General features: G+C 67.6%; 16 protein-coding genes. 4 read left to right on the top strand and 12 right to left on the bottom strand.

Features of this window, described 5'->3' with window-relative positions; translation table 11 throughout:
* Window positions 1–53: 53 nt before the first annotated feature.
* Window positions 54–1,268, bottom strand: coding sequence for a zinc-dependent alcohol dehydrogenase (locus AC3FKG_RS16870; RefSeq protein ID WP_488743615.1), 1,215 nt, complete (start codon window positions 1,266–1,268; stop codon window positions 54–56).
* 194 nt (window positions 1,269–1,462) lie between these two features.
* Between AC3FKG_RS16870 and AC3FKG_RS16865 the strand changes: the two genes are divergently transcribed.
* The 3 genes from AC3FKG_RS16865 (at window position 1,463) to AC3FKG_RS16855 (ending at window position 2,877) form a co-directional block, all read left to right on the top strand.
* A complete protein-coding gene (locus AC3FKG_RS16865) occupies window positions 1,463–1,927 on the top strand; it encodes a hemerythrin domain-containing protein (protein ID WP_483710570.1) in 465 nt (154 codons plus the stop codon).
* Between the two features lie 256 nt (window positions 1,928–2,183).
* Window positions 2,184–2,702, top strand: coding sequence for a hypothetical protein (locus tag AC3FKG_RS16860; protein WP_488743614.1), 519 nt, complete (start codon window positions 2,184–2,186; stop codon window positions 2,700–2,702).
* A 25-nt stretch (window positions 2,703–2,727) separates the two neighbouring features.
* Window positions 2,728–2,877 (top strand): hypothetical protein, encoded by a 150-nt coding sequence (locus AC3FKG_RS16855; protein WP_488743613.1) that lies wholly within the window; start codon window positions 2,728–2,730, stop codon window positions 2,875–2,877.
* A 43-nt stretch (window positions 2,878–2,920) separates the two neighbouring features.
* Here AC3FKG_RS16855 and AC3FKG_RS16850 read toward each other — a convergent pair whose 3' ends face one another.
* The 11 genes from AC3FKG_RS16850 to AC3FKG_RS16800 form a co-directional block, all read right to left on the bottom strand.
* On the bottom strand, window positions 2,921–3,796 hold the full coding sequence (locus AC3FKG_RS16850) for a DUF72 domain-containing protein (RefSeq protein ID WP_488743612.1): 876 nt from the start codon (window positions 3,794–3,796) through the stop codon (window positions 2,921–2,923).
* A 31-nt stretch (window positions 3,797–3,827) separates the two neighbouring features.
* Window positions 3,828–4,811: a chemotaxis protein CheB gene (locus AC3FKG_RS16845; RefSeq protein ID WP_483710574.1), complete on the bottom strand. Its 984-nt coding sequence runs from the start codon at window positions 4,809–4,811 to the stop codon at window positions 3,828–3,830.
* Between the two features lie 99 nt (window positions 4,812–4,910).
* Entirely contained in the window at window positions 4,911–5,144 is a 234-nt protein-coding gene (locus tag AC3FKG_RS16840) for a hypothetical protein (RefSeq protein ID WP_483710575.1), read from the bottom strand.
* A gap of 36 nt (window positions 5,145–5,180) precedes the next feature.
* Window positions 5,181–5,693: a CinA family protein gene (locus tag AC3FKG_RS16835; protein WP_488743611.1), complete on the bottom strand. Its 513-nt coding sequence runs from the start codon at window positions 5,691–5,693 to the stop codon at window positions 5,181–5,183.
* Window positions 5,694–5,774: 81 nt separating this feature from the next.
* Window positions 5,775–5,999, bottom strand: coding sequence for a DUF2188 domain-containing protein (locus AC3FKG_RS16830; RefSeq protein WP_483710577.1), 225 nt, complete (start codon window positions 5,997–5,999; stop codon window positions 5,775–5,777).
* Window positions 6,000–6,160: 161 nt separating this feature from the next.
* Window positions 6,161–7,174: an FUSC family protein gene (locus AC3FKG_RS16825; RefSeq protein ID WP_483710578.1), complete on the bottom strand. Its 1,014-nt coding sequence runs from the start codon at window positions 7,172–7,174 to the stop codon at window positions 6,161–6,163.
* 141 nt (window positions 7,175–7,315) lie between these two features.
* Window positions 7,316–7,597, bottom strand: coding sequence for a hypothetical protein (locus tag AC3FKG_RS16820; RefSeq protein WP_483710579.1), 282 nt, complete (start codon window positions 7,595–7,597; stop codon window positions 7,316–7,318).
* Window positions 7,598–7,753: 156 nt separating this feature from the next.
* Entirely contained in the window at window positions 7,754–8,440 is a 687-nt protein-coding gene (locus tag AC3FKG_RS16815) for a DUF2076 domain-containing protein (RefSeq protein WP_488743610.1), read from the bottom strand.
* A gap of 112 nt (window positions 8,441–8,552) precedes the next feature.
* Complete coding sequence (locus AC3FKG_RS16810) at window positions 8,553–9,368, bottom strand: sulfite exporter TauE/SafE family protein (RefSeq protein WP_488743609.1); 816 nt, start codon at window positions 9,366–9,368, stop codon at window positions 8,553–8,555.
* 6 nt (window positions 9,369–9,374) lie between these two features.
* Window positions 9,375–10,754 (bottom strand): NAD(P)/FAD-dependent oxidoreductase, encoded by a 1,380-nt coding sequence (locus tag AC3FKG_RS16805; protein ID WP_488743608.1) that lies wholly within the window; start codon window positions 10,752–10,754, stop codon window positions 9,375–9,377.
* A complete protein-coding gene (locus tag AC3FKG_RS16800; protein ID WP_488743607.1) occupies window positions 10,751–11,644 on the bottom strand; it encodes an MBL fold metallo-hydrolase in 894 nt (297 codons plus the stop codon). Before AC3FKG_RS16800 ends, AC3FKG_RS16805 begins: the two co-directional genes overlap by 4 nt.
* A 273-nt stretch (window positions 11,645–11,917) precedes the next feature.
* On the opposite strand from AC3FKG_RS16800, the gene AC3FKG_RS16795 reads away from it, so the two are divergent.
* The gene (locus AC3FKG_RS16795; protein ID WP_488743619.1) at window positions 11,918–13,234 is read left to right on the top strand and encodes a sigma-54 interaction domain-containing protein; all 1,317 of its coding nucleotides are present in this window, start codon (window positions 11,918–11,920) and stop codon (window positions 13,232–13,234) included.
* The last annotated feature ends 241 nt before the right edge of the window (window positions 13,235–13,475 follow it).

The raw sequence follows: 13,475 nt of genomic DNA, 5'->3' as shown, positions 1-13,475 counted from the left end.
AAACAAGCCCTCCACAGCGAGGGCTTGTTTTTTTGCGCGGCCACTTACCGCCATTAACCGGCACTTGCCGGCTCCAGCATGATCTTGATCCACCCCGGCTGGCGCGTGTCGAACTGCCGGTATGCCGCGATCGCATCGGCGAGTGGTTCCGTCCTGCTGAGGATCGCGGTCGGATCGATGGCACCCGTGCGCACCAGTTCAACCAGCTTCGGGATATACGCGCGGTGGTTGCAGTTGCCCATGCGCAGCGTCAGATTCTTGTTCATGGCCGCGCCGATGGGGAAGGTGTTGTCGGTGGGCGGATAGACGCCGATGATCGACAGTGTCCCGGCCTTGGCCAGACTCTTCACTGCCCATTGCAGCGCTTGTGCGGGCGCATCGCCGGGGACCCAGTTTCGGCCGTCAGGGCGTGCGTGGGGCGCGAGCTTGTCCTTCAGTTTCTCTCCTTCGGCATTGGCGGGATCGCCCGACGCCGGGCCATGATGCGCGTGAACGGCATCGACACCGACCGCGTCGATGGCGCGATCGACGCCAATGCCGCCGGTCAGCGCCAGGATGGCCTGCACCGGATCTTCCTCGTCGAAGTTGATGGTCTCCGCGCCCTGTGCGCGCGCCATGTCCAGCCGGTCCGGCACGGCATCGATCGCCAGCACGCGTCCGGCGTTCAGCAGCTTTGCCGACGCAATCGCGAACTGCCCGACCGGGCCGCAACCAAACACGGCCACGCTATGGCCGGGATGGATGCCCGCCATATCCGCGGCGAAATAGCCGGTGGGAAAAATGTCGGACAGCATGATCGCCTGCTCGTCCGTCACGGTGTCCGGTAGCTTGACGAGATTGACCGATGCCATCGGCACGCGCGCTTTCTCGGCCTGCAAGCCCTGGAACGGCCCGGTCTGCTCCGGGCCGCCGTAGAACGCCGTGCCGGCCTGCTTGCCATGCGGGTTGGCGTTGTCGCACTGCGCGTAGTAGCCGGCGCGGCAATAGGAACAGTATCCGCATGCGATCGTGGACGGAATCACCACGCGATCGCCGATTGCCAGGTTGCGCACTGCCTTGCCGAGCTGCTCGATCACGCCCACGCCTTCATGGCCGAGCACCGTGCCCGGCTTCAGGCTTTCCATCGTGCCGCGCACGAAGTGCAGATCCGTGCCGCAAATGGCACTGGCGGTGAGCCGCACGATGGCATCGGATTCCTCTTCGATGCGCGGATCGGGCACGTCCTCCAGCCTGATGTCACCAATCGCGTGAAATACCACTGCTTTCATTTGCGGTCTCCTGCACGGGTTGAAAACGCCTCCCCCGCAGACGCAAGAAGCGTGACATGCACGGGACTGCCGCTCCAGCGCATCCTCGAATCTGACCACGGCGCCCCGCATGGAACGCATTTTGCTGCTGGCGGGCGAGGCGTGCTGCGCAGCGGGCGCGCCAATGGCTCAATCTCCATTGCAGGGACGACATCATGGACAAATCGAAAATCCCCACCGGGCAACGTGCCGCCCTTGGCCTGCTGGCCGACGATCATCGTGCCGTGAAGAAGCTGTTCAAGCAGTTCCAGGACGCGAAGGAAGATGCCGACAAACAGTCCATTGCGGCGGAGACCTGCCGCCAGCTCACGGTCCATGCGCAGATCGAGGAAGAGATCTTCTACCCCGCATTGCGCGGCGTGAACGACAAGATGGACGACATGCTCGATGAGGCCAAGGTCGAGCACGGCGTCGCCAAGGACCTGGTCGCGGAGATCGAGTCCGGCGAGCCGGAAATGCTCGAGGCACGATACACGGTGCTGTCCGAGTATGTCGGCCATCATGTCGAGGAAGAGGAGAACGAACTGTTCCCCGCCGTCATCCAGGCCAAGGTCGATCTCGCCGATGTCGCGCAGCAGCTCGAAGCGCGTAAAACGGAGTTGCTTGGCGAGCATGCCTGACGCGGGAACCGGACGCCCGATACAGGCGCCGGGGGCGACGCTGCAAGCAACTCCCGTACCCCTTTTCTTCAATGGCGGCGCAAGAACTACCGCCAGCTTGAAGGTGGCCCGGCTGATTCCGGCCGATGAAGCCATGCCGGGCCAAAAAAGGCCAATACGATATGCGGTCACGTCATGCATGCCCGGCTTGGTACAAACGTTGCTCGCAGAACATCAGAGCCGTGTGGATCACGGTGGATCTCCTGGAGTCCGCACCATGCCTGAAGACAGAACAAGATTGACCGACTACCGCTATGGTGGCCACAGCGCGGTGAGTGACGATCACGGCCACGCCGCGGCCGGCGACGTCAAGCCTGCCAGTCACGACAACGAGCCCGTGCAGCCCTATGTACCGTCGGGGCTCAACGAGCCGGCGGGCGTCGAGCGCTACGGCATGTATGGTGTCGCGCCAGCCAATGCGCCGGGGCCGACACCAGCCGGGCGCAGCGGAATGCCCGAGCCGCTGCCCGGGCGCTTCGACGGGGACGGCGTGCGCACGGCAGTGCCGGCCAGCGAAGCGCGGCTGCGCGAACGGCTGGAAATCGAGCTGGCCGGGATCGTCGATCCCGGCATCGTCGAGGCCGAGCTTCGCGACGGCGTATGGACATTGCGCGGCACGGTGCGCGACCGGGCCACGAAGCTGCGCGTCGAAGCGGTGGCCAGTGAATGCCTGCCGGATTGCGTGTTATGCAGCGAACTGCGCGTGGCCACAGAGCCCGCGGCCGGACGCGCGTGATGAAACCGCCTTGCGCAGCGCTGCCATGAGGCCGCATTTCGAGAAGTCGCACCGTCTGTACCGCAAGACCGATCCGCATGGGCGCAGCCGCTTCTATCTTTCGCTGCTGGTCTTGCTCTGCGTCGTGGGGTTCATCTACCTGCTGTTTGTCCTGTCGCCACGGCTCGCATGGTAGAGGTGGCGCGGCTGGCTTCCATACATTGCGGCAGCCCCAGTCTTCAATGCCCGGTCCGGTCGAGCCGCTCGCGCAGCCTGCGCGCGTCGAACGGTGCGTTGACCTTCTTGTCGTTGTCGAAATAGCAGTACACGTCGCGCCGCGCGCGCTTCGCGGCAGCCTTGCCGATGCGCACCGCATCGGCGGGCTCGCCACCGGCGGCCCAGGCGCGGATGCGTTGCGTCCAGCGGTCCAGCGCCTGGTCGGCATAGGCACCGCTGTATAGCGCTTCGGCGCCGTGCAGTCGGATGTAGACGAAGTCGCTGGTCACGTCTTCGGAGTAAGGCCAGTCGGCGATCGCGTGCGATATCACCAGCGCAGCGCGGTGGCGGCGCAGCAGCGCGGGAAATTCCGCGGTACGGAAGCTTTCGTGCCGGATCTCGACGGCGTGGCGCAACCGCTGGTGGGCCTCTGCCGCCAGCCAGGGGGACTTCACGCGCCCGTCATGCGCACGGGCCAGCGCGAGTGCCGCACTGGTGTCGCGTGGCAGCAGCGACAAGAAGCGTTCGAAGCGCTCGGGGTCAAACCGGAAGTTTGGTGGAAACTGCCACAGGAACGGGCCCAGCTTGCGCCGCAGCGCAAGCACGCCGGAGGCGAAGAAGTTTGCCAATGCCGGCACGGCCGTCTCGTCGCGAAAACGCAGCCGGTGCGTGAGATAGCGCGGGCCCTTGACCGCAAACATGAAATCATCGGGCACGGCGTCGTGCCATGCCTGCCAGCTTTCGATCGATTGCAGCGAATAGTGCGAGCCGTTGATCTCGATGCTCTCCACCTGGCGCGAGGCGTACTCGAGTTCGCGCCGCTGCGCGAGCCCCGGTGGATAGAACACGCCGCGCCACCCCGCGTAGCGCCAGCCGGAGATGCCGACGCGTATCGTCATGGCCGCAGCGGCACCGCGGCGCACCTCGCGCTCATGTGGACATCGCGGTGTGCAGGACCTTCAGCAGCCGTTCGCATTGCTGGATGCGCGACTGCTCAAGCTGGTAGGCGTCATGGTTGCCGTCGGCCTTTGCCTGCGTCGCGCGGATCCGCGCCAGCGCCAGCGCCTCCTTCTGTGCGCGCAGCGCCGTCCACATCGCCTGCTCGGCGGCCTTGTCCTCCGCAGTGGTCAAAGCCAGGCCGCTGAAGGCATGGCCGGTATGACACCGGAAGCGCAGCGGCTGCCCGTCGCGCAGCTGCCACATCGCTCCGCCACAGTCGGGACACGTGATCGTCGCGCGGGAAGCAATGCTGTCCAGCGCCTCATAGCCGCCGATTGCGCTTTCGGCGGTAGCGGCCTCGGTTCGCAGTGCTTGCATGTCTTTCTCCCGCATGGGCTTGCGTTCGCCCTCGATGCCGGCGCTCAGCATGGCCAGGATCGCTTCACCGAGCTCCTCGGGGCCCGCCGTGGCGTCGGCGCCGGCTGCCTCCATGGCCGATCGCGGCATGGACGCCGCCTCGGACTGGTGTGGGTTCTGGATCAACGTGCGCCCGCCGAACGCCCGAACAAAGGCCAGCCCGGCGGCACCGTCGTCGAGATCGCCACTGAGAATCACGCCGAGCACGCGCGCGCCAAGCGCCACGGCCGCGGAGCGAAACAGCGGATCGATCGCGGGGCGGCTGAAGTTCTCCTTGGCACCGCGGGAAAGCTGGATCGTATCCTCCGTGATCATCATGTGGTGGTCAGGCGGTGCCACATAGATATGCCCGTGGTGCCAGGGATCGCCATGGACAGGATACGATGCGGGCAACTTGCCCCAGCGGCTCAGCAGCGATGGCAGTTCCGACTTGTGCTTGCCCACGTGCAGCACGACGAAAATGGCGGCGTCGATTTTCGCGGGCAGGGCCGTCACCACGGTCCGCAGTACGGCGAACGCCCCGCGTGAACCCCCGATCGTGACGACATTTTTGTTCATCTCAGCTCCAGTGATACCACCCTCCACGCATTCGCCATGCCATGGGGGCTGTCGGGGAGCCCGTCAACGTGCGGCGGCCCGCGCGCGATCTCGCCCGCTTTACTGGCTGGTCGCGTCTTCGTCGCCTTCGCCACCGTTGGCCTGGTTGGCCGTCTTGCGGGAGTCGAGGACCGGTTTGCCGGGGTCCGGCAAGGGCATCGAGCCCGAGGTCTCGTCATCGACCAGGCCGTTGCCTTCACCGGAGACCTTCACCTCGACGGTGTCCGGGGCTTGCGGGGACTGCGGCGTGTGGTCCGACGGATGCTTTTCAGGTGCTTGTCTGGTGGAAGTCATGAGTGGTGCCTCGATATCGGTAAGGATGGGCGCCCCTTAGGGCGGCGTGCCGGTAGAAGTTGCCAGCGCGTAGTAGTGCGGAATGCGCTGCAGTGCCCATACGGCTGCCGCCTCGCGGATCTCGGTGCGGTTGCCGCGAAAGCGCCTGGTCTCGGTGAATGCATAGGGCAGGGCAGCGCGCGCCGGCAGGCGGATCAGCCACGCAAAGCACTGCGTGCCCGGCGGCGTGCCGTCCGGCGCGCCATCATCGGCCACGCCGGTATTGGCCACGGCGACGTTGGCCCGGCTGATCTCCAACGCGCCCTTTGCCATGGCAAGCGACACTTCCTCGCTGGTCAGCCCGTGCCGTTCAATGAGCGTGTCGGTTACGCCGAGGATCCGCGTCTTGGCATCAGGCGAATAGGCCACGATGGCGCATTGCAATGTGCCGCCGCAGCCGGGCACATCGGCGATGTGCGAAGCGATAAGGCCGGCCGTGCATGACTCGGCCGTGGCCAGTCGCAGTCCGCGCCGCTGCAGGAAGCGGGCGGTTTCCTCGATCGGGTCCATGGCTGGCTCCGCAGGGTTGTGCGCAATACTCGCAGCAAGCTCCACGCCAGAGTTGCATGCCGACTACGTGTGCCGAGGCCATCAGCCCCGTATATGGCGCGGATCATGGCCGAATGAGCTGCGGCTGCGGATCTGGCCATCCCTGCCATGGATGAACAGCTCGCTGCGACGCTCCCGGGCCATCTCGGTGGCGACCTCGATCGCATCTTCCTGCGTCGCGAACAGCTTCCGGCTGGCCGGGCTGCTGGCTTCCTCGACGGCCCAGCCTTGCTGCGCCGGCACGACATGCACGTCCATGGACTTCATTCCGGTACCTCCGGTTGTCCCGTTCACCTTGATTAATTCACCGGACGAGGCACCGGGGCAATCGGCGCGCGTCTGACAAGGGCGTAGGCGATTTGCGGACACGCGCATGGGGCACGGAGGTCCGGGTATCGATGCGCCGTCGGACGGTGCCCCTGTGCGGGCTATCGCGTTCCGTAGGGAAAGCCGTGCTGCGCGCCGAGCCGGTCCAGGCGCGCGCGCATGCGGGCCAGGTCGGCGGCGAGCTGGCGCGCCATGAACGGGAGCGGGCCTGGCAGCGGGTCGGCCTGGGCGGCGGTTGCTGACGAGGCCGGCGATGGCGCCTGCCCGGTCTCGAGCGCCTCGGCCATCGACAGCAGCGCGGGCTCGATGCCCGGGTCTTCGCCCTCGCGCAGGCCGGTCTCCTGTTCGATCGCGGCCATGAGTTCCAGCGCGCTGATGCAGACGCGCGCGGCGTGCTGGATCTCTTCGAACTCCGCGGCCGGCACGCCGGTCTCCTTGGCCACGGACGGAATCAGTCCACGCAACGGGATCAGCCGCGTGCCGAGGTCGAGCATTGCCGTGCGCTGTTCCGCGGCATCGGTGAAGCCGCTCTGCATCCTGCGGTGGACCGCCGCGCTCGCACGCAGCAGCGCCGCCAGCCGGATGCGCCAGGCATAGGAGGCATAGGCCGGCAGCGCGAACGAAAACACCAGCGCGATCGCCGTGCCGATGAACACATCGACGGTGCGCCACAGCGCGTCATAGACATTCTGGTTGCCATGGCCGGCTGTGATCACCACGGTGATCGCCGCGAGCAGCGCGATATAGCCGCCCTTGCCGATCGCGTGGTACGCGCAATAGCCGCAGATCACGGCCATCAGCGCATAGGTGAGCAGCGGCAAGCCGACATACGATTGCTGCACGATCAGCGCCAGGCCCGCCAGCGCGCCGATCAGCGTGCCCAGGCCGCGCTCGGCCGCGCGGCGGCGGATATTGCCGTGGTGCTGCAGCCCGCCGATGACCACCAGCACGGTAATGGTGGCCCACTCGCCGTGCGGGATGTCGATGCCGGTGGTCAGCGCGATCGAAACCAGCAGCGCGAGCGCGACGCGAATTGCATGGAACTGCCTGGCCTGGCGGAAACGGCGGTTCGTATCGAACAGCACATCGGTGGTCTTGCGCAGGAGATCGAGCATGGTCGCGTGGCGGCAGGGGGCGAATGCCCAGTGTACGTCACGCCGCGTGGACGCAAGCCGCACGTTGGCGTTGCCCGCGAGAGATGGCGCGATGGCGCTTCGCTACCGCGGCGAGTGCGGGCTGCTTAGGCCCTTAGGCCCTTAGGCCGTTATCCACGCCTGGTTGCGCCACGACACGATTTCACTGGGCGGCGCGGCACCGCCGGGCGCAACGCCCTTGCGGTAGGCGAGCGTGAACAGCACCAGCGAGGTCCGGCGCGACGAATACCGGTCGCGCAGCGGCATGCCGGACCTGGCCGGCCAGCAGTGCGGCGGCAGCCGTCCGGCGCTTGCGTAGGCCAGGCCGCAATATCCCCAGCCGGCCGCAGATAACTGCCACAGCCATCGGAATCCTTCGGTGGGCGGGCGCAAGCGTGCGCGCATGCAATGTCCTCCCCTGGATGGCGGGCGCGAATGTGCGGTACGGGCAGGTCGCTTCGCGCGGGCGACGCGGCCTGCCTCGAATCCGTCCTGCCAACATAGCATCTGGCCCTCGCCCAGGGGAAGCTTCCTGCCGGCGCGCGTTGCGCCGTGTGCGCTTTACGCCAGCGACGAATCGTCGTCGAAGAAGCCACCGTCGTCGAGTCCGCCGGACAGCCCGCCATCGTCAAGGAAGCCGTTTGCCGTGGCCATATTGCTGTTGCCCGCGTCGTCGTTGCCGTAGTAGTTGTTGACGATGGTCTCGGACGGTGCCTGGCCCGAGCCCGACTGCCCGAGGAAGCCGCTGCCGCTGTTGTGGTGGAACAGGTTCTCGATGCCCTGGAACAGGAACGCGCCGCCAGCCACACCGGCCGCGGTAGTGGCGATGCTGCCCAGCGTGCTGCCGAAGCCGCCGCCGAGCAAGCCCGGGCGCGATGCCTGCACCGGCGCGGCTTGCGGCATCGTTTGTGGCATCGCTTGCGGCGCAGGCTGTTGCATGACTTGCGGCGCGGGTGCCGTCTGCACGGGCGTGTTGCCCCATGCGTTCTGCGCGCTGATGAAGCCACCATTGCCTGCGTTGGCCTGCGCGGCGGCGAGCTGCGCTTGCAGCGATGCGACCTGCGCCTGCGCCGAGGCGAGCGCGTGGTCGAGCAGCATGGCGCGCTGGACCAGCAGGTAGGCCGCGTCAGGCTGCCGGGCCACGGCTTCGGCGATGAGCTGCTGGGCCTGCGGGTCCCTGGCGCTGGCGCGGGCCTGCACAAGCTGGGTCAGAAAGGTTTCGAGTGCCTGCAGTTCCTGGGGGGCCATGAGTTTCTCCTGTCCGGGCGATCCGGTGCTTGGGTACGGGAGCAGTCTATGGGCTGAGACTTAAGCGAAACTTAAAGCGGAGGGCGATCGTCATGCTCTCGCTGCAACTGGATCAGGCGGCCGTTGACGCCACGCCCGTGGCAACGCGCCACAGCATCAGCATGGCCGCGGCCATGCTCACCAGCGCGAACAGGCGCTGCAGCCGTGCCGGCGGCGCCGCCGCGACGAAACGCCTGCCCGCCAGCATCGCCGCCACCGCGCCGAGCGCGAAGGGCAGGGCCATGCCCCAGTCCACGCGGCCCCGCGCCGTGGCCGCCGCGATGGCCCCTGCCGACACCAGCGCGATCACCGCCAGCGACGTGGCCAGGACGCTGCGCGCAGGCAGGTCTGTATAGCGGCGCAGAGCGGGCACGATGACAAAGCCGCCGCCCACGCCGAGCAGCCCGCTCAGCAAGCCGGACAGCGCGCCGATGGCGGCCAGCGCGCGGGCGCACGGACGCGTCCATAGCAACCGGCCACGCTGTGGCTGCAGCACGCACGGCGGTGGTTCCGTGGGCGCTGCCACCGTGCCGGCCTTGCGCAGGGTGCGCCAGGCATTGAGCCCGAGCACCAGCGCGAACGCCGCCATCAGCGGCGCATTCGGCAGCCACCCGGCCAGCGCCACGCCGAGCGGCGCCACGGCCATGCCGAGCATGCCGATCAGCGCCGCGGCGCGATAGCGCACGATGCCGTCGCGCAAGCCGAGTCCCGCGCCGACCGCGGCCGACATCCCCACCGCGATCAGCCCCATGGGCGCGGCCTGCGCGACGCCGAGATGCAGGCCGAACACCAGCATCGGCACGGCAAGGATGCCGCCCCCCGCGCCCGTGGCGGCCAGGATGGCGCCGATCACGCCGCCGAGCGCGGCGGTCAGGATAGTGGCTTCCATCGCGGGCTATCCGACCACTGCCGGCCGCACCAGCCACTCGCGGCCCTTGAGCATGCCATCCCAGTAGAGCGACGGCAGGACGTTGGCCTTGAGCATCCACGCCGCGCGCGAAGGGCGCGTGCCATCGATGAACCAGTTCGGGAACGTCGGCTTGACCTTGCCGCCATAGACGAACTCGGCCAGCACGATCTTGCCGCGCTCGACCGTGAGCGGGCACGAGCCATAGCCGTCGTAGTGCGCCAGGCCCTGCGCGCGGCCCAGGCTGGCCAGCACGTTGTGCGCGACGATCGGCGCCTGCTTGCGCGCGGCGGCCGCGGTCTTCGCGTTGCCGGTGTTGGTCACATCGCCGAGCGCCCAAATGTTGGCAAACGCAGGGTGGCGCAGCGTGGCCGGGTCGACGCTGACCCAGCCGGCGGCATCCGCGAGCGGGCTGGCCTTGATAAAGCCGGGCGCGCTTTGCGGCGGCACGACGTGGATCATGTCGAAGTCTTCTTCGACGTCCTGCGTGGTGCCGTCGGCCAGGGTGCGCACGAAGCGCGCACGCCGGCGCGCACCGTCGATGGCGGTCAGCCGGTGTTGCAGGCGCAGGTCGATGCCGTATGCCCGCACGTACGACATCAGCGCCGGCACGTAATCCGCCACGCCGAACAGCGCTGCGCCGGCGTTGAGGAAGCTGACACGCGTGGCGCCGAGCGTGCCTTTTCGCCGCCAGGCGTCGCAGGCCAGGTACATGGCCTTCTGCGGCGCGCCGGCGCATTTGATCGGCATCGGCGGTTGCGTGAACAGCGCCTTGCCGCCGCGCAGCGCGCTGACGAGCCGCCACGTGTAGGGCGCCAGGTCGAAGCGGTAGTTCGACGTCACGCCGTTGCGCCCCAGCGCGTGCGTGAGGCCTTCAATGCCGTCCCAGTCGAGTTGCAAGCCCGGGCAGACGATCAACTGCTCATAGCGGACGATGCGGCTATCGTCGAGCCGCACCTCGTTGCGCTCGGGGTCGAATGCGGCCACCGCAGCGCGTATCCAGCGCGCCTGCGGCGGAATGCAGTCCGCCATCGCGCGCACGGTGGCGGCGGCCTTGAAGACGCCGCCGCCCACCATGGTCCAGCCGGGCTGGTAGTAGTGGTGCTGCGCGGGGTCGATCAGTGCGATGTCCAGCCCCGGCTCGCGCGCGAGCAGGCTGGCGGCCACGGCGATGCCGGCGGCACCGGCGCCGATGATGACCACGCGGTGCGTGCTGTCGATGACTTTGGCGGCCGGGGCATGGCCGCTACGTACGGCAGGGCGGGGATCTTGGGGGCGAGGATCCATGTTTGGGGCGTTCCTTGAGGGTAAATGCTGCCCGCGGCCGGCAGGCGGCGGAAGAGAGGCGGCCGGGCCGCAGGGCTTCAAACCGCGTTGAGCGGGATCTTCAGGTAGCGCACGCCGTTGTTCTCCGGCTCCGGCAGGTGGCCGGCGCGCATGTTGACCTGCACGGACGGCAGCATCAGCGCGGGCATGCCGAGCGTGGCATCGCGCTGCGTGCGCATGGCGACGAAATCGTCTTCGGTCACGCCGTCGTGGACATGCAGGTTGGCGCGGCGCTGCTCGGCCACGGTGGTGCGGAAGCACAGTTCGCGGCCGCCGGGCTGGTAGTCGTGGCACAGGTAGAGCTCGGTCTGCGGCGGCAGCGACAGGATGCGCCGGATCGAGCGGTACAGCGTGCGCGCATCGCCGCCCGGAAAGTCGCAGCGGGCGGTGCCGTAGTCGGGCATGAACAGCGTGTCGCCGACAAAGGCGGCCTGCCGGCTGCCGTCGCTGACGAGATAGGTCAGGCAGGCGGGCGTATGGCCCGGCGTGGCCAGCACCGTGATCTCCAGCCCACCGATGTTGAGGACGTCGCCGTCGGACAGCAGGCGGTTGAACTGGCTGCCGTCGCGCGCAAACGCGGTGCCGGCGTTGAACATGGTGCCGAACACGTCCTGCACGGTGGTGATGTGATTGCCGATGGCGGTCATGCCGCCAAGTTGCGCCTGCAGGTACGGCGCGGCGGAAAGATGGTCGGCATGGACATGGGTTTCGAGAATCCACGCGACCGTGGCGCCGAGCGCCTGTACCCGCGCGATCAGGTGGTCGGCGCTGGCGGTGCTGGTGCGGCCGGCGCTGGCGTCATAGTCCAGCACGCTGTCGATGACGGCGCACTGGCGCGAGGCCTCGTCGAGCACGAGGTAGCTGACGGTACTGGTGCGAGGGTCGAAAAAGCCTTCTACGGCAAGGCTGGGGGCCGAGGGGGTAGCTGCCAATTTTGTCTGCCAGTTGATGTTATGGGCCGTAGTAAGTCAATTTCCGTGCCTGCTGCGCCGCATGCTGGCGATCAGGGCGGTTTTTTCCAGGGTAATCAAGGAGAAAGAGATGCTGGGGCCGTTTGGGAGCGCCGCTTCCAGCGTGCGCCTATGGCATACTCCTCTGCCATATGGCAGTGATTGGCAGTCCGTGGCAGTGGATTGCCCACAATGATGGCGCCCCCGAAAACTTCCCCTTCCGAGACCGGCAATGCGCCGGTCCAGGCCGACGCGATGCGTCCGCTGATCGCCTTCCTCGAACATGAGGCGCAGCCGATGATCGTGCTCGATCCCGACTACAACATCGTCGCGGCCAATCCCGCCTACCAGCGGCAGTTCGCGCGCAACGGGACCCAGACCGTCGGCAGGAAGTGCTACCAGGTCTCGCACCAGTACGACGAGCCCTGCGACCGCGCCGGCGAGCATTGCCCGATGCAGAAGGCGCGCGAGACGCTGGGCAGCGACCGCGTCCTGCACGTTCACCACACGCCGCGCGGTCCCGAGCATGTCGATGTCGAGTTGCGGCCCATCGTGGGCGCCGACGGCAGCATCGTCGCCTTTGTCGAACGGCTCGATACCGTCCGGAGCGCGTCCGCACGCGTCAGCGAGGGCGGGCTGGTCGGACGCTCGCCCGCGTTCAACGCGGTGCTCGAACAATTGCATCGCGTAGCGCCGTCCGCGTTGCCGGTACTGCTGCAAGGGGAGTCCGGCACCGGCAAGGAGATGTTCGCGCGCGCACTGCATGACGCCAGCGATCGCGCCACTGGACCGTTCGTAGTGGTGGACTGCTCGGGCCTGTCTGAAACGCTGTTCGAGAGCGAGCTGTTCGGCTATGAGAAAGGCGCGTTCACCGGCGCGCAGTCGCGCAAGCCCGGGCTGGTGGAAACCGCGCAGCACGGCACGCTGTTCCTGGACGAGATCGGCGACGTGCCCCTGGCCATGCAGGTCAAGCTGCTGCGGCTGATCGAGTCGCGCACGTTCCGCCGCGTGGGCGGGCTGGAAACGCATGCCGCCGACTTCCGCCTCGTGGCGGCCACGCACAAGCCGCTGCAGGAGATGGTGGCGCAGGGCACATTCCGGCAGGACCTGCTGTATCGCATCAATGCGTTTCCGATCCACCTGCCTGCCTTGCGCGAGCGTTGGCAGGACATCCCGCTGCTGGCGCAGGCGCTGCTGCGGCGCGCGCTGCCGGTGGACCGTACCGTGCGCATTGATGACGACGCTGCGGCAAGGCTGAGCGCCTACGCGTGGCCCGGCAATATCCGCGAACTGCGCAACGTGCTGGAGCGCGCCATGCTGTTCGCCGATGACGGCGTGATCCGCGCCCGCGATTTGCCGCCTGAACTATTGCAGGGCCGGGCCACGCCGGTACGCGTGGATTCGCCGGGCGAGATCGCATGGCAAGGCCACGGCCGCACGCGCTCGCCCGACGATGCGGCGCTGCGCACGCTGGCGCTGGCATTCCCGGGCACGCGCAAAGCGCTGGCGGCACACCTGGGCTGCAGCGAGCGCACGCTTTACCGGCGGCTGCGGGCGCTGGGGCTGGAGTGAACCGCGGCTTTTCGCAGCGAGGAACCGTGGAGCGTCGTGAGGATGCTGGCAACGGTGGCGTGCCCCGTGTTTTCTCCCCGCTCCCGTTTATGGGAGAGGGGAGAAAACACCCGCAGCCGATGGGAGCGGGGAGCAACCACTTGTAGTCGCAGCGCAGTCCTTCACTCCATTGCCATACTTGGGCACTAGCATTGCCCCCCTGAGGGCCTGTGCCAGGCCCTGGCCGAAACCGGAACAAGCA

The organism is Cupriavidus sp. 22TCCZM04-2 (assembly GCF_057798895.1).
Note: the sequence above shows the minus strand (reverse complement) of the source record. Positions and strands in the feature narration are given on the sequence as shown.